This window comes from Aquisalimonas lutea (assembly GCF_030409225.1).
In the GTDB taxonomy this organism is placed as follows: Bacteria; Pseudomonadota; Gammaproteobacteria; order Nitrococcales; family Aquisalimonadaceae; genus Aquisalimonas; species Aquisalimonas lutea.
Genome location: NZ_JAUFPK010000001.1, coordinates 183,122 through 198,634, shown reverse-complemented (window position 1 = coordinate 198,634; position 15,513 = coordinate 183,122). Strand labels below are relative to the sequence as shown.

Genomic DNA, 15,513 nt, shown 5'->3' with positions numbered 1-15,513 from the left:
GGGAAACGCGGCACGCGCGCGGCGGACCGGATGACGGGAATCAACCGCGGCGGCCCGGCGAGCGGGGCTTGAAGCCCGGGGGCTTGTCGCGGATCCAGGCCACGAAGCGCCGGATCTCCGGGTGCCCCTGCAGCGCCGCCAGCGTGTTGTACTCGCGCTCCAGCTCCTTCTCCGAGAGCACCCGGTGGATGTGGCTGTGGCAGGGGCGGCAGACGTGGATTACGGCCTTGTGCAGCGTGTCCAGGGTGTAGTGGCGCCGCACCCGCCGGTTGCGGTGGCGTGTGCGCGGGATCAGGTGATGCCGCGTCAGGCGCTCGGCGCGGCCGCACAGGGCGCATACCGGTTGGTTCGGGTCGGCTGTGTCGCTCACGGCTCCAGCAGGCGTCGCTTGGCGGCGTTGATGCGCCCCGCCAGGTAATCCGAGCCGCCGCGGTCCGGGTGCAGGCGCTGCATGAGGCGGCGGTGGGCCGCGACGATGGTCTCGCGGGCGGCGTCGGGCGGCACCGCCAGGATGGCACAGGCCTCCTCGCGGGTCATCGGGCCGGGGTCGGCTTGCGGGCCCCGGCCGTGCCAGGCGGCGCCGTGCCGGCGGTCCAGGTAGGCGCGGAGCAGGGAGGCCGAGGCCGCGTCCCGGGCTTCGCAGTAGCGCAGCAGCGCCTGCAGCTGGTCCAGGGACAGGTCCTCGAGGCGGGCGTTCTCCCACGGCGCCGCGTGGACCAGGCCGGCCAGGGTGTCGCCGTCCCCCAGGGTCAGCGTCAGCAGGCGTGCGCGGAGCTGATTGCCGGCGGCGTCCGCCGCCGCTGGTCCACGTCCCAGCCAGCGCCGCAGCCACGGCCAGGCGCGGACCAGCGGCAGCAGCCGGGCGGCGAGGGGCCAGAGGCCGGCGAGGACGGCGAACAGCCAGTGCAGCCGTCCGGTGACCAGCATCAGCACCAGGAAGCCGGCACCGCCCCAGAGCAGCGCCTTGCGCCCCCAGGCGCGCCGGCGGTCCGCCGGCAGGAAGGCATAGACCACGAGTCCGAGGACTGCGGCGGCTACGAGCAGCTGGAGCAAGGCGTCTCCGCAGGTGGCGAATCGACGAGGGTTCGTGACTCATTGTGCGGCCGGCCGCCGCGGATGCAAGACATGCCGGGAACGGGTATTCTGGCGCCCGCACCGATGTGGTGCGAAGGCACGTGGAACGGCGGGAGGTACGCAATGACGCAGGCCCCGGGGGCGGTCGACCACCGGCGCGGGACGATGCTGGCCCTGGTCGGGGTGATCGCCCTGAGCTTCGACGCCCTGCTGGTGCGGCTGGCCATGGCCGAGGGCGCGACGGTGATCTTCTGGCGCGGCCTGCTCATGGCCGTGTCCATGACCATGGTGTTGCGCCTGTGGCGCGGCGAGTGGGCGTGGCAGTGCGTCGCCCGCGCGGGCTGGGCGGGCTGGGCCACCAGCGCGGGATTCGCCGCGACCCTGCTGCTGTTCGTGCTGGCGGTGCTCAACACCCGGGTGGCCAACGTCGTGGTGATCCTGTCGGCGGCGCCCATGTTCGCGGCCCTGCTGTCGGGCATCTTCCTGCGCGAGTGGGTGCCGCCGCGCACCTGGGTCGCCATCCTCCTGTGCCTGGTGGGCATTGTCCTGGTCTTCGGCGGCTCGGTGGATTTCGGCGGCTGGGTCGGTGATCTGTTCGCCCTGGGCGCGGCGCTGGCGGCGGGGACGAACTTCACGCTGCTGCGGCGGACCCCGGGGGTGGATCGCATGGCCATCGTCGCCGGCGGCGGCGCCATCGGCTGCCTGCTGGCTCTTCCGTTCGCCAGCCCGGCTGCGGTCCCCGCCGCGGGCGTCGCGGCGCTGGCGGTCATGGGCCTGATCCAGATGCCCATGGCCCTGGGCCTCATGGGCGAGGCCACGAAATACCTGCCGTCGGCGGAGGTGTCGCTGTTCCTGCTGGTGGAGACCGTCCTGGGCACGTTCTGGGTATGGCTGTTCCTGGGCGAGGAGCCGCCGGGGGCGACGCTGCTGGGCGGCGGGCTGATCCTGCTGACGCTGGCCGCGCACGCCGGCTACGGGCTGCACCTGCAGCGGAGCTACGAGCGGCGGATGCCGGCATGACGGGGAGCGCCAACGAACGCGGGTTAACGGGACATTAGTCCCGGGAATCGCGGCTGGCGCGGATGCGCTCGTAGGCCTGGCGGATTTCCCTGGCCCTGTCGCCGGCCTCGCTGCGGGTCGCCGCGTCGCTGTCCGCCGGCAGCTTGTCCGGATGGTGGCGGTTCATGAGCCGGCGGTAGGCGGTCTTCACGGCCTCCTCGCCGGCCCGGGGCGAGACGCCCAGCGTGCGGTAGGCCGCGGCCAGGTCCGGGGGCAGGGCCTGGCGGGCCTCGCGATCCTTCTCGCGGCTGCGAGCCCACCACCAGCCGGCACCCAGGCCGGCGAAGCCCCCTACGGCCCCGAGGAACCAGTAGCCGGCCACCATGCCCGCCATGGCGGGCCACCAGCGCCTCGCCCCGCTCATGCTGCGGCACTCCCGGTCCGCCCCAGGAAGTATTCGTGGATCCGCTCCAGCTGCTCGTCGGGGCCCGTGAGACGCACCAGCTCCCTTCGGGCCGCCTCACCGTCGGGGCGGCCGGCGAGATACCAGCCGATGTGCTTGCGCGCGACCCGCACGCCCTGCTCCGGGCCGTAGAACGCGTGCAGGGCCTGCACGTGCTCCAGGAGCAGATCCCGCACCGTCCCGGCGGACGGCGGGGCAAGATGGTTGCCGGTGTCCAGGTAGTGCTGGATCTCCCGGAAGATCCACGGGCGCCCCTGGGCCGCCCGGCCGATCATGACGCCATCGGCGCCGGTGTACTCCAGCACCTGTGCGGCGGCCTCGGGGCCGTCGATGTCGCCGTTGGCGAAAAGCGGCAGGGTGGTGGCGCGCCGGATGGCGCGGATGGTGTCGTACTCGGCGCGGCCGTTGTACAGGGCCGCCCGGGTCCGCCCGTGCACTGCCAGCGCGGCGATGCCGGCGCGCTGGGCGAGCTCGGCGATGCGCACGCCGTTGCGGCGCTCCGGATCGGGGCCGGTGCGGATCTTGAGGGTCACGGGGACGTCCACGGCGTCGACCACCGCCTCGAGGATCGCCGCCACGAGCCCCTCGTCGGCCAGCAGGGCGGAGCCTGCCTGGCGGTTGCAGACCTTCTTGGCGGGGCAGCCCATGTTGATGTCGATGATCTCCGCGCCGCCGGCGACGTTGGCGCGGGCGGCATCGGCCAGCATCTCGGGCTCGCCGCCGGCGATCTGGACCACCCGCGGGGCGGGCTCGCCGCGGTGGTCGGCGCGCAGGCGGCTCTTGCGGCTGTTGCGCAAACGGGCGCTGGCGTGGACCATCTCAGAAGCAGCCAGGGCGGCCCCGTGGACCCGGCACAGCACGCGGAAGGGCCGGTCGGTAACCCCGGCCATGGGGGCCAGGACCACGTTGCCGTCGAGGGTGTAGGGGCCGATCTGCATGGGCGCATCCGCACGTCCGCCGTAAACCGGGAATCATACCAAGCCCGGGGAAGCGGCAAAACGAGCGCGACGGCGCATCGGCACGGTACGACGAAACGAGGGAGAAGCCTGTGAAGGCCGTTTTTCTGGATCGCGAGTCGCTGGATCGGGATGATCTGGACATGGGTGGCCTGGAGGCCGCAGTGGACGAGCTGGTGTACCACGAGCGTACGGCGCCCGCCGAGGTGGTGGAGCGGCTCGCCGGCGCCGAGGTCGCCGTGGTCAACAAGGTAGTGATCGACCGCGAGAGCCTGGCGCACCTGCCGGATCTCAAGCTCGTCTGCGTCGCCGCCACCGGGGTCAACAACATCGACGTGGAAGCCTGCCGCGAGGCCGGGGTCGCGGTGGCGAACTGCCAGGGGTACGGTACCGACTCGGTGGCGCAGCACGCCATCGGCCTGATGCTGGCCCTGGCGACCCACATGCTCGACTACCAGCGGGCGGTGGCCCGCGGCGACTGGGGGCGCAGCACCCAGTTCTGCCTGCTGGACTACCCTATTGTCGAGCTGTCCGGGCGCACGCTGGGGATCGTGGGCCTGGGGACGCTGGGCGGACGCGTCGCCGAGCTCGGCCGGGCGTTCGGCATGGACGTCCGGGTGGCCCAGCGTCCCGGCGGCAAGCCGGAGGCGGATCGCGTTCCGCTGGAGGAGCTGCTGCCGCAGGTGGACGTGCTGTCGCTGCACTGCCCGTTGACGGAGGCCACGCGCGGGCTCATCGGGCCGCAGGAGCTGGCGGCCATGCCCTCCCACGCGCTGCTGATCAACACCTCGCGGGGCGGCCTGGTGGATGAGCAGGCCCTGGCCGACGCATTGCGGGCCGGGCGCATCGGCGGGGCGGGGTTCGACGTGCTCACGGAGGAGCCGCCGCGCAACGGCAACGTGCTGCTGGAGCCGGATATCCCGAACCTGATCGTCACCCCGCACTCCGCCTGGGGCAGCCGCGAGGCGCGCCAGCGCATCGTCGGCCAGATGGCGGAGAACATCGGCGCCTTCCGCCGGGGCCGGGCGGTTCGCCGCGTGGACTGAGCCCGGCGGGATTCAGAGATGGGGTTCGCGGCGCCGCCCGCCGCCGGCGGCGGCGTCATCGGCATCCATCGGGTCGGCGGCGGCCGATCCCGGGCCGGGCTCCGGGTCGCCCACCTGCTCGCCCAGGGTCCGCAGTGATTCCAGGTCGCGCACCGTCTCCCGCACCTCGCTGGCATCGGGCAGGGCGTTGTCCTGCCAGCGGATCAGGGGCAGGGCCGCATCACGGAGGAGCTCGTCATGCTGGGCGCTGCGCTGCCCGGCGCCGAGCTCCACCACGGCGATGACCCTGAAGGCCTGGTCGCAGATCAGGAAGTCCGCCCACTGCCCGCTCAGCGGCACGGGCGGCTGCTGCCCCTGGCCGCGCGGCTCCAGGAACGCGGCGAACGGGACCTGGGCCAGAACGTAGTGATTGGGCAGGCCGGCGCACAGGGTCCGGTAAAGCCGCTGCTGCGCGGCGGTGAGCACTTCCCGCGGTCGCACGCTGATGCGCGGGGTACGCCGGCGACGGCGGGCGGTCCAGACGAAGAACGCCAGCAGGAGCAGGAGCGCGGTAACGGCGGCAGGGGTGTAGACCGTGTCCATGGGTACGAGGCGCGGTTCGCGTGGCGGGTTTTGGAGAGAACCCTGAGCTTGGTCATGGTACCCGCCTGCGGGGGGCCTGAATACCGTCTCCTCATGCCGACAGGGCGCGCGAGCGCAGGTGTGGTGAATTCCACGTCCTGAAAGGCGGGTCAGGCCCGGAACTGGCGCACCAGGCTGTCCAGCTCGGCGACCATCCGCGTGAGGGATTCGGCGGTCTCCCGTGCGCCGGTGGCGGTGCTGGCGGTTTCCGTGAACGCCTCGTTGATCTGGCTGACGCTGCGGTTGATCTCCTCCGCCGTGGCGGATTGCTCCTCGGCGCTGCTGGCGATCTGGGTGTTCATGTCGCTGATGTCGTTGGCGGCCGCCAGCACGCCCTGGACGGCGTCCGCGGCCCGGTCCGTGAGCTCCTGGACCCGCTGGCTGGAGGCCTGTCCGCGGTCCATGACGGTACCGGCCTCTTCGGCGCCGGTGCGCAGCTCGCCGAGCACCGACTCGATCTCGGTGGTGGCCTCGCCGGTCCGGGCGGAGAGCTTGCGCACCTCCTCGGCGACCACGGAGAATCCCCGCCCGCTGTCGCCGGCCCGTGCGGCCTCGATGGCGGCGTTGAGCGCCAGCAGGTTGGTCTGCTCCGAGATTCCGCGGATGGTGTCGAGAATGCCGTGGATTCCCTCGGTCCTGCGGATCAGGCTGCGAATGGCCTCGCCGGCGCTGTGCGTCTCATCGGCCAGGCGGCTCATGGCGCTGCCGGTTTCCTCCACCAGACGATGGCAGTCCGCGGCGCGACCGTGGGCGTCACCCGCCCGGTCCGCCGCGTGGCTCGTGTTGCGCGAGACCTCCTGGATGGTTGCCGACATCTCGTTCATGGCCGTGGCGACCTGGGCCATCTCGTCCTGCTGCGCGGCGATGGCGCTGCCGCTGCGGCCTGCGGCGTCCTCGGAGGCCCGGGCGGTGTCGTGCAGCTGACCGGTGACATCGCCCACCCGCCCCAGCAGCGTCCGCACCCGGGCCTGTTGCATCGCCAGGCTGAGATGCACCTGACCGGCCTCGTCGTCGGCGCCGCCATAGACGCGCCGGCCAACCGGGTTGTCGAACGTGGCCCGTGCGGCCTGGCTGGCGCGGCGCACCCGCGCGGTCACCGCCAGGGCCGCCGGCCAGGCGAGCACCAGGGCGAGACCGGCAACGGCGGCACCCATGCCGCCACCGATGCTCCCCGCTCCGAGCCCGGCAACGACGCCGGCACCGATTCCGGCCGCGGTCCGTCCCCGCAGCCCCGGAGACGGCAGGCGGATCCGCCGGGCACGCCACAGCTCGCGGTAGACCTTCTCGGCGCGACGGACGTCGTCCCGGTCCGGTGCGGTGCGCACCGACTGGTAGCCGACCATCCGGTCCTGCTCGTAGATGGGCGCGACGTAGGCGCTGACCCAGTAATGGTCGCCGTTCTTGCAGCGGTTCTTGACGATGCCCATCCACGGCTCGCCGGCCTTGAGGGTGTCCCAGAAATCCTGGAATACGGCGGGCGGCATGTCCGGATGCCGGATGATGTTGTGCGCCTGGCCGATGAGCTCGTCCCGGGAGAATCCCGCGACCCGGCAGAAGTCGTCGTTGACGTGCTGGATGACGCCCTTGAGGGTCGTCGTGCTGATCAGGCGGGCCTCGGTGTCGAAGACGTGTTCGCGGCCGGTGACGGGAAGGTTCCTGCGCATGGATATCCCTTGATGAAGCGGATGGATGTGTTCTTTGCCGGGGGTGCTGCCGCATCCGGGCCGATGACGTGATCGGCAGGGCAGAATACATCTTTAGGGGTAAGCGTCGCAGGAAGCGCGTCACGTTACAGGGAACGCTCCACCTGGACCACGCTGTAGTCCCCGGGGATGCGCTGGCGCCGGAAGCCCAGGCGGTCCATGAGGCCGAGCATGCCCCGGTTCTCGGCCAGGACCTGGCCTTCCATGCGATCCAGGTCGCGTTCCCGGGCCACGGTCATGAGGCGCTCCATGAGCCGCCGTCCCAGCCCGCGCCCCTGCCAGTCGTCGGCGACGGCCACGGCGAACTCGCAGCTGCGCCCGTCCGGGTTGGTGACGTAGCGGGCGACGCCCACCTGCCGCGGTGTCTCGCCGCTGTCGTCAACGGCCACCAGGGCCATCTCGCGGTCGTAGTCGATCTGGGTGAAGCGCACCAGCATGGCCAGGCCGACATGCCCCATGTGGTCCATGAAGCGGTAGTACCGGGAGCGGTCCGAGAGCCCTTCGATGAACGCCTGCTCCATTTCCGCGTCCTCCGGCCGGATCGGCCGCACGAGCACCTCGTGGCCGCCGGGCAGGGTCTCCCGGCGCGCCAGGTGGCGCGGATAGGGCATGATGGCCATGTGCCCGTAGCCGTCGCTGCGGCTGTCGCGCACGTGGATGCGGGCGTCCACGGCCACCACGCCCTGGGCGTCGGCGATGACGGGGTTGATGTCCACGTCGGTGACCCGCGGCAGGGAGCACACCAGGTCGGACAGGCGCAGCAGCGCATGCTCCAGCTCGCGGCGCAGGTGGCTGTCCTGGTCCAGCTGCAGAAAGCGGCCGACCCGGGTCCGGGCCATCAGGTCCCGGGCCAGGAAGTCGTTGAGCGGCGGCAGCGATACCGCGCGGTCGCGGATGACTTCCACCATGGAGCCGCCCGCCCCGAAACTGATCACGGGGCCGAACACCGGGTCGCGGACCACGCCGAGCATGATCTCGCTGCCGTGCCGGGGGGTATGCATGGGCTCCACGGAGACCCCGTCGACGGCCGCGTCCGGGCGCGCCTTCCGGACCGCCTCGAGGATATCCGTGTAGGCGGCTGCCACCGCCTCGCCGTCGACGAGGTTCAGGCGCACGCCGTCCACGGCGGCCTTGTGGGTGATCTCCGGCGAGTTGATCTTCATGGCCACCGGCAGCCCCAGGCGTTGCGCGGCATCGCGGGCCTCCTCCGCCGAGCGGGCGACCATCGTGGTGGTCACCGGAATCGCGAAGGCCTGCAGCATCGTCTTCGACTGCAACGGCGTGAGCCGCGTCTGTCCTGCCTCCAGGGCCCGGCTGATGACCTCCTGGGCCGTCTGCAGGTCGGGCTCGGAGCGGGCGCTGGCGGCATCCGGCAGCTGCATGAGCAGCGCCTGGCTGCGCCGGTAGCGCGACAGGGCCGAGAGCGCCTCCGTGGCGTTCTCCGGGGTGGCGAAGTTGGGAAAGCCCGCCGCGGTGAAGCGCTCGCGGGCAGTGCGGATGCGGCTGCCCCCCATCCAGCTGCCCAGCACCGGCTTGCGGCGGGTGTCGGCCTGGCACAGTTGCTCGGCCGTGCCTTCCGGGTCGGTCCGGGCCTGGGGCGCGAGGATCACCAGGGCGCCGTCGACGTTGTCGTCGTCCAGGCAGGCGTCCAGTGCGGCGGCGAACCGCTTCGGGTCGGCGTCGCCGAGGACGTCCACGGGATTGTCGCCGGGCCAGCGGGCCGGCAGGTGCCGGTTCAGGGCGGCCAGGGTCTTCTCGCCCAGGCGGGCCAGCTGGAGCTGGCGCTCGACCAGGAGGTCGGTGGCGATGATGCCGGGCCCGCCGCCGTTGGTGATCACGGCGATGCGGTCGCCGGCGAGGCGCTTGCCGCTGGCCAGCAGCTCGGCGGCGGCGAACAGCTGCCCGATGGTGGGAACGCGCACCGCGCCGGCGCGTCCCAGTGCGGCGTCGAAGGCGTCGTCGGCACCGACCAGCGCGCCGGTGTGGGAGCTGGTGGCCCGGTAGCTCTCCTGCTGCCGGCCCACCTTCATGACGATGACGGGCTTGAGCCGGGCCGCGGCCCGCAGCCCGCCCATGAAGCGCCGGGCGTCGGTGATGGTTTCCACGTACAGGAGGATGCTGCGGGTCTCCGGGTCCAGCGCCAGGTAGTCGAGGACGTCGCCGAAGTCCACGTCGGTGGTGTCGCCCAGGGAGCAGACCGTGGAGAAGCCCACCCGGCGGCTCTCGGCCCAGTCCAGGACGGCGGAGGTGAGTGCCCCGGACTGGGAGACCAGGGCCAGCTGCCCGGGGAGGGCACGGCTGCGGGAGAACGTGGCGTTCAGGCCCAGGTGCGGCCGCATCAGGCCGACCCAGTCGGGGCCGATGACGCGCACGCCGTGACGGCGCGCGGTGGCCATGACCGCCTGCTCCAGGCGCTTGACGCCGGTGCCGGACTCGCCCATGCCGGCGGCCAGGATGACCACCGCGCGGATGCCGTGGCGCCCGCATTCTTCCACGACCTGGTGGATCGCCCGGGGCGGCACGCAGATGACGGCCAGGTCCGGGGCATGCTCCAGGGCCCGGACCCGCGGGGCGCAGGCCAGGCCGTGGACCTCCCCGTGGCGCGGATTCACGGGGCTGATGGCGCCCCGGAAACCGGCGTCGAGCAGGTTGCGCATGACCTGCTCACCCACGGATCCCGGGGTCTCGCTGGCGCCCACGACGGCGATGCTCTCCGGGCGGAAGAAGTGTTCCAGGTAGTGGGTGCCCATGGCCTTCCCCCGATGCCGCTGTGCCGGTGGCGCGACGTGCGCATGCTTCCTTGCCGGGCCCGCGGTGCCGGCAGGTGCGGGCGGCCCCGGCCGACAACGGGCTAGCCCTTGTGCTGCCCGATTCCCTGCTCGTGCATGGCGTCGCGGATCTCGTCCAAGCTGGACGGATCGTCGATGGTCGGCGGCACCGGGACCTCGGCCTGGGAGGAGAGCTGCCGGATGCTCTTGCGCAGGACCTTGCCCGAGCGGGTCTTGGGCAGCTTCTGCACGATGGCCACGCTGCGCAGGCAGGCGAAGGCGCCGATGTTGCGGCGGACCATCTCCACCAGGTCCGTCTCCAGCGTGCCGTGATCCACCTCGGCGCCGTCCTTGAGCACCACGAAGCCGACGGGCATCTCGCCCTTGAGCTCGTCGGCGATGCCCACCACCGCGCATTCCGCCACCGCCTCGTGGCTGCCGATGATCTCCTCCATCTCGCCGGTGGACAGCCGGTGCCCGGCCACGTTGATGACATCATCCACCCGGCCCATGACGAACAGATAACCGTCCTCGTCGATGTAGCCGCCGTCGGAGGTGTCGTAGTACCCGGGGAAGCGCTCCAGATACGAGGAGCGGAAGCGGGCGTCGTCGTTCCACAGGGTCGGCAGGCAGCCGGGCGGCAGCGGCAGGCGGATGGCGATGTGCCCCTGCTCGCCGCGGCCCAGGCGCTCGCCGCCCGGGGCCAGGATCTCCACCTGGTAGCCCGGTGCCGGGAAGGTGGCGGAGCCGCTCTTCTCGGGCTGGGGCTCGATGCCCAGCGGGTTGGCGGCGATGGGCCAGCCGGTCTCCGTCTGCCACCAGTGGTCGATCACCGGCCGCCCGCCGGTGATGCGCTTGAGCCAGTCGTAGGTGGGCGGATCCAGGCGCTCGCCGGCCAGGAACAGCGCCTTGAGGCAGCTCAGGTCGTGATCGGCCATGTGGCGGGCGTCCGGGTCCTCCTTCTTGACGGCCCGGAAGGCCGTGGGCGCAGTGAAGAAGGTCTTCACGCCGTGCTCGGCGATGACCCGCCAGAAGGCGCCGGCGTCCGGGGTCTTCACCGGCTTGCCCTCGTACACCACGGAGGTGCAGCCGCGGATCAGCGGTGCATAGACGATGTACGAGTGGCCGACCACCCAGCCCACGTCCGAGGCGGTCCAGAACACCTCGCCCGGGTGCAGGTCGTAGACGGCGCCCATGCTGAAGTTCAGGGCCACGGCATAGCCGCCGGTGTCGCGCAGGACGCCCTTGGGCTTCCCGGTGGTGCCCGAGGTGTGGAGGATGTACAGCGGGTGGGTGGCATCCACAGGCACCGGGTCCGCCGGGCTCGCCCCCGCCATGAGCGCGTCCCAGTCGTGGTCGCGGCCGGGCTGGAGCTCGGCATCGGCCTGCGGGCGGGCCTTGACCACCACCGCTTCCGGCTTGTGCCGCGCCTGGCTGATGGCCTCGTCCACCAGGGGCTTGTACGGGATGACCCGGGTGAACTCCATGCCGCAGCCCGCGGTGAGAATGACCCGCGGCGCCGCGTCATCGATGCGCACCGCCAGCTCGTGGGGCGAGAAGCCGCCGAAGACCACCGCGTGAATGGCGCCCAGCCGGGCGCAGGCCAGCATGCCGATGACGGCCTCGGGAATCATGGGCATGTACAGCACCACGCGATCGCCCTTGGCCACGCCCAGCTCGCGCAGGGCCCCGGCGCAGGTCGCCACGGCGTCGCGCAGCTCGGTATAGGTGTAGCGCTGCTGGGTCCCGGTGGCCGGGGAGTCGTGGATGATCGCGGTCTGGCCGCCCCGGCCCTGGTTGACGTGGTGGTCCAGGGCGAGATGGGCCATGTTCAGCTCGCCTCCCTGGAACCAGCGGTGCAGACCCTGGTCGTCCCGGCCGAGGACCTGCTGCGGCGGACGGAACCAGTCCAGGGCCTGGGCCTGCTCGCCCCAGAAGCCTTCCGGGTCGTCGATGGACCGCTGGTAAAGCGCTGCGTAGTTCATGCCTGTCTCCTCCAGTACCGCAACGGTGCGCCCTTGGTGGCCGCGGAAGCGTTCCGGCGGCGCGGGCCGTGGATGCAGTATTACGTATTTCCCCGGCAAGATTAGTATGCTTGTGATTCGTCAACAGGCTGCTGAAAAAAGCCGCCTTCGGCAATCGTCGAACGGCGTACGGTGTCGGCACCGGCCCGGCAGCGAGCCGGATGCCGGTGTGGGACCGGCGCCGCGGCCAACAGGAGGAGCTCGTGTCACAACGCATGGTCGTCACCGGAGGGGGGAGTGGTCTCGGACGGGCCATCTGCCGTGAGCTCGCCGAGCGCGGCCTGCAGGTGGTCGCCGTGGGCCGCCGCAGGGACGCGCTGGAGGGCACCCGCTCGCTGGACCCGGAACGCATCACCACGGTGGCTGCCGATCTGGCCACCGCCGAAGGCCGTGCCGAGGTGGTCGAGGCCCTGGGCGACGGCTCCCTCGCGGGACTGGTGCACAACGCCGGCGCCCTCGAGCCCATCGGTCCCCTGGCGGGCGTGCGCCTGGAGGACTGGCGGCAGGCGCAGGCGGTGAACGTCGAGGCGCCGCTGTTCCTCACCCAGGGGCTGCTTGACAATCTCCAGGGCGGCCGCGTGCTGCACATGTCCTCCGGTGCCGCCCACCACGGGTATGCCGGCTGGGGCAGCTACTGCACCGGCAAGGCGGCGCTGCACATGATCTACCAGGTGCTCCGGGAAGAGCTGCGCGACCGCGGCATCGCCGTGGGCAGCCTGCGGCCGGGGGTGGTGGATACCCCCATGCAGGCGCTGATCCGCGAGCAGCCCCCGGAGCGCTTCCCCATGGTGCAGCGCTTCCTGGATCTGCACGCCACCGGGCAGCTGGAGGACCCGGCCGAGGTGGCCCGGTTCACCGCCTGGCTGCTGCTGGAGGTGGAAGCGGACGCGTTCAGCGCCGAGGAGTGGTCGTTCACGGAGCCCGCTCACCGGGAGCGCTGGGGTGGCTGACAGCGCCGCCTACCTGCCCGCCGTGCCGGCGGCCGCCGAGGACGTGAACCTGCGCGGCGTGCGCCATCGCCTCCACCGCTGGGGACCGAGGGAGGGCCGTCCGCTGGTGCTGCTGCACGGCTGGATGGATACCGGCCGGACCTGGCAGTTCGTGGTGGATGCGCTGGCGGCGCAGCGGCACGTCGTCGCCCTGGACTGGCGGGGCTTCGGCGATTCCGACTGGGTGGCCGATGGCTACTACTTCCCGGATTATCTTGCCGACCTGGAGGCCCTGCTGGACCGCGAGGTCGGCGACGACGCGGTGGACCTGGTCGGTCACAGCATGGGCGGCAACGTCGCGGGGCTGTACGCGGGCATCCGGCCGCGGCGGATCCGGCGGCTGGCTCTGGTGGAGGGGTTCGGTACCCGGGCCCGGGATCCGGCCGAGGCGCCGGACAACTATGCCCGCTGGCTGGATCAGTGGCGCAGCCCGCCGACGCTCCAGGCGCCGGAATCACCGGAAGCGTTCGCGGATCGGCTGCGCGAGCGCCACCCGCACCTGCCCGCCGACCGGGCGCTGTTCGTGGCGCAGTGCTGGCTGCGCGCGGCGGCCGGAGGGATGTGGCAGCTGCGCGGGGATCCGGCCCACAAGCGCACCAACCCCGTGCTCTATCGTCTCGAGGAGGCCGAGGCCTGCTGGCGTCGTATCCAGGCGCCGGTTCTCTGGGTCGTGGGATCGGCCTCGGGTGCCCTGTCGGCCTTCGACGGCGAGGCGGAGGTCGAGCGGCGGCGGTCGGTGATCGGCGCCGAGCGGGTGGTCATCGACGACGCCGGCCACATGATCCATCACGACCAGCCGCAGGCGCTGGCCGCGGTGCTGGAGTCGTTTCTCGGGTAGGCGTCGTTACAGGACTCTAGCTCTTGCCGTAGTCGTTCTTCATGACGTCCATCCACCGGCGGTGCTTTTCGAACGCCTCCTTGCGCCAGCGTTCCACCTGCTCGCGGGGATGTTCGTCCAGGACCTGCTTGTCGGTATAGGAGCGCGGGTCCGTGTCGGGATCGTGCTTGTCGTCACGCTTGCTCATGGCGACCTCTCGTCTGATGGATCGGCGGCCAGTATAACTGATCGCCCCGGGCGCCGTGGTATCCTGCCGCGGACAACCGCAACCGCTGTCATGGCACCGTGCACTACGATCAGGAACTGGACGTCACCGGCCTCAACTGCCCCCTGCCCATCCTGCGGACCAAGCGCGAGCTGGTGCGCATGGAAACGGGGCAGGTCCTGCGCGTGCTGGCCACCGACCCGCACTCGGTGGTGGACTTCCTCGCCTTCACGGAAAAGACCCCCAATCGCATGGTCGAGTACTGGGACGAGGAAGGCGTGTACTACTTCCTGGTGGAGAAGGGCGAATAGGTCGCCGGTACTCTGTCTTCATGCATTCCGGTCATGGCTGCCTTTGCATGGGTCGCACGGGGATGGGGTACGTTGGTGGGGGCTCCGAGCTCCGCTTACGGCTTCCTGCTTCGGTTGAAGCAGGAAGCCTACCCTCCGCTCCGGCCTGGCCGGCTGACAGCACATCCCTGTGCTGACAGCCGGTGGCGGCATCCCTGCCGCCACCCCTTCGGGGCCGGACGGCCTGCGCTCCGGCGCTGCGCAAGTCGCCCCCACCAACGCACCCCATCCCCGTGCGACGGGCACCGTCGGGTCATGGTGCACCACCCGACGCCGGATCGTGGCACGCGCCGGTGCGGGGAGTTCGGTCACGGACCGTCTGCGGCCAGGACGGCCGCAGTCGAGCCTACAGGGACGTATTTACGGCGTGTCCGTGACCGAACTCCCCGCACCGGTGCCCCGGATCAATAGGCCGGCGCGATGATGGCAGGGGACGGGCAACCGGCCCTAGCGCCCGAAGTAGCGGTGGAGAAGCGTTTCCACCCCCAGGACCAGGCGCTTGCTCATGGGTTGCTTGCGGCGGTAGGTGACCTCGAAGACGTCGGCCTCGTCCGCCTTGGCCAGGAGGAGATCGTCGCTGGTCTGCAGGGCATCCACCAGGTTCATGTCGATGGCCTGCTCGCCGTACCAGTGATCGCCGTTGGCCACCTGCTCCAGGTCCAGGGCGGGTCGGTACCGGTGGACGAACCGCTTGAACAGCCCGTGGGTTTCCTCCAGCTCCTCCTGGAACTTGCGGCGGCCCGCGTGGGTGTTCTCCCCCAGCGCCGTGAGGGTGCGCTTGTGCTCGCCGGCGGTGTGGAGCTCCACGTCGATGTCATGGCGCTTGAGCAGGCGATGGAAGTTCGGCAGCTGGGCGACCACGCCGATGGACCCCACCACCGCGAACGGCGCCGCCACGATGCGGTCGGCGACCACGGCCATGAGGTAGCCGCCGCTGGCCGCCACGCGGTCCACGCTGGCGGTGGTCTCGATGCCCCGCTCGCGCAGCCGGGCCAGCTGGGAGGCCGCCAGCCCGTAGCCGTGGACCATGCCGCCGGGGCTCTCCAGGCACACGACCACCTCGTCGTGGCCGGGGCGCGCGCGGCTGACCACGGCGGTGATCTCCTCGCGCAGGTTGTCCACCGCCGAGGCGCGCAGATCCCCCTGGAAGCGCAGCACGAACACGCGCCGGCGCTGCTGCGCATCCGCGGCGTCCCGCTTCTTCTCGCTCTTGCTTTCCGCCTTCTCCGTGCGGCGCAGCCGCCGCAGGCCCTTGCGGTCCAGCAGGGCCTGGTCCATGGTCCGCCGCATGTCGCGGTAGCGCTGATTGAGCTTGCGCACGCGCAGGGACTCGCGGCCCTGGTCCCGGTCCCGCCCGGCCAGGGCGGTGACGCCGGCGGCGACCACGAGCACGGCCACGACCAGGGTGAGTGTCTGGGCGAAGAACAGGCCGTAGTCGTAGATGAACTCCATGCATCCTCCATGCGCGGGTCGCTGG

15 protein-coding genes are annotated in these 15,513 nt (G+C 71.5%); 5 read left to right on the top strand and 10 right to left on the bottom strand.

The window, feature by feature from the left end:
* Window positions 1-40: 40 nt before the first annotated feature.
* Complete coding sequence (locus QWY84_RS00965) at window positions 41-370, bottom strand: hypothetical protein (protein ID WP_290200553.1); 330 nt, start codon at window positions 368-370, stop codon at window positions 41-43.
* Window positions 367-1,053, bottom strand: a complete 687-nt coding sequence (locus QWY84_RS00960) for a J domain-containing protein (RefSeq protein ID WP_290200552.1) — start codon at window positions 1,051-1,053, stop codon at window positions 367-369. Before QWY84_RS00960 ends, QWY84_RS00965 begins: the two co-directional genes overlap by 4 nt.
* Before the next feature lie 144 nt (window positions 1,054-1,197).
* Here QWY84_RS00960 and QWY84_RS00955 point away from each other — a divergent pair, with 144 nt between their 5' ends.
* Window positions 1,198-2,094 (top strand): DMT family transporter, encoded by an 897-nt coding sequence (locus QWY84_RS00955; RefSeq protein WP_290200551.1) that lies wholly within the window; start codon window positions 1,198-1,200, stop codon window positions 2,092-2,094.
* A gap of 34 nt (window positions 2,095-2,128) precedes the next feature.
* On the opposite strand, the gene QWY84_RS00950 is transcribed toward QWY84_RS00955, so the two are convergent.
* Together QWY84_RS00950 and dusB are read right to left on the bottom strand one after the other, a co-directional pair.
* Window positions 2,129-2,497, bottom strand: a complete 369-nt coding sequence (locus QWY84_RS00950; RefSeq protein ID WP_290200550.1) for a DnaJ domain-containing protein — start codon at window positions 2,495-2,497, stop codon at window positions 2,129-2,131.
* A complete protein-coding gene (gene dusB / locus QWY84_RS00945) occupies window positions 2,494-3,474 on the bottom strand; it encodes a tRNA dihydrouridine synthase DusB (protein ID WP_290200547.1) in 981 nt (326 codons plus the stop codon). Before dusB ends, QWY84_RS00950 begins: the two co-directional genes overlap by 4 nt.
* Window positions 3,475-3,584: 110 nt before the next feature.
* On the opposite strand from dusB, the gene QWY84_RS00940 reads away from it, so the two are divergent.
* Window positions 3,585-4,538 (top strand): 2-hydroxyacid dehydrogenase, encoded by a 954-nt coding sequence (locus tag QWY84_RS00940; protein ID WP_290200546.1) that lies wholly within the window; start codon window positions 3,585-3,587, stop codon window positions 4,536-4,538.
* Between the two features lie 12 nt (window positions 4,539-4,550).
* Here the strand turns inward: QWY84_RS00940 and QWY84_RS00935 are convergent, their stop codons facing one another.
* From QWY84_RS00935 to QWY84_RS00920, 4 genes are all read right to left on the bottom strand, one after another.
* Entirely contained in the window at window positions 4,551-5,120 is a 570-nt protein-coding gene (locus QWY84_RS00935) for a DUF2726 domain-containing protein (RefSeq protein WP_290200544.1), read from the bottom strand.
* A 149-nt stretch (window positions 5,121-5,269) separates the two neighbouring features.
* The gene (locus QWY84_RS00930; RefSeq protein ID WP_290200542.1) at window positions 5,270-6,823 is read right to left on the bottom strand and encodes a methyl-accepting chemotaxis protein; all 1,554 of its coding nucleotides are present in this window, start codon (window positions 6,821-6,823) and stop codon (window positions 5,270-5,272) included.
* Between the two features lie 125 nt (window positions 6,824-6,948).
* On the bottom strand, window positions 6,949-9,612 hold the full coding sequence (locus QWY84_RS00925) for a bifunctional acetate--CoA ligase family protein/GNAT family N-acetyltransferase (RefSeq protein ID WP_290200541.1): 2,664 nt from the start codon (window positions 9,610-9,612) through the stop codon (window positions 6,949-6,951).
* Window positions 9,613-9,713: 101 nt separating this feature from the next.
* Window positions 9,714-11,615: a propionyl-CoA synthetase gene (locus QWY84_RS00920; protein ID WP_290200540.1), complete on the bottom strand. Its 1,902-nt coding sequence runs from the start codon at window positions 11,613-11,615 to the stop codon at window positions 9,714-9,716.
* 242 nt (window positions 11,616-11,857) lie between these two features.
* Between QWY84_RS00920 and QWY84_RS00915 the strand changes: the two genes are divergently transcribed.
* Complete coding sequence (locus QWY84_RS00915) at window positions 11,858-12,604, top strand: SDR family NAD(P)-dependent oxidoreductase (RefSeq protein ID WP_290200539.1); 747 nt, start codon at window positions 11,858-11,860, stop codon at window positions 12,602-12,604.
* Complete coding sequence (locus QWY84_RS00910) at window positions 12,597-13,481, top strand: alpha/beta fold hydrolase (protein ID WP_290200538.1); 885 nt, start codon at window positions 12,597-12,599, stop codon at window positions 13,479-13,481. The genes QWY84_RS00915 and QWY84_RS00910 overlap by 8 nt, the downstream gene beginning before the upstream one ends.
* A 16-nt stretch (window positions 13,482-13,497) precedes the next feature.
* Here the strand turns inward: QWY84_RS00910 and QWY84_RS00905 are convergent, their stop codons facing one another.
* Complete coding sequence (locus QWY84_RS00905; RefSeq protein ID WP_290200537.1) at window positions 13,498-13,668, bottom strand: hypothetical protein; 171 nt, start codon at window positions 13,666-13,668, stop codon at window positions 13,498-13,500.
* Window positions 13,669-13,766: 98 nt separating this feature from the next.
* Here QWY84_RS00905 and QWY84_RS00900 point away from each other — a divergent pair, with 98 nt between their 5' ends.
* Window positions 13,767-13,997 (top strand): sulfurtransferase TusA family protein, encoded by a 231-nt coding sequence (locus QWY84_RS00900; RefSeq protein ID WP_290200536.1) that lies wholly within the window; start codon window positions 13,767-13,769, stop codon window positions 13,995-13,997.
* Window positions 13,998-14,483: 486 nt separating this feature from the next.
* On the opposite strand, the gene sohB is transcribed toward QWY84_RS00900, so the two are convergent.
* Entirely contained in the window at window positions 14,484-15,488 is a 1,005-nt protein-coding gene (sohB, locus tag QWY84_RS00895) for a protease SohB (RefSeq protein ID WP_290200535.1), read from the bottom strand.
* Between the last annotated feature and the right edge of the window lie 25 nt (window positions 15,489-15,513).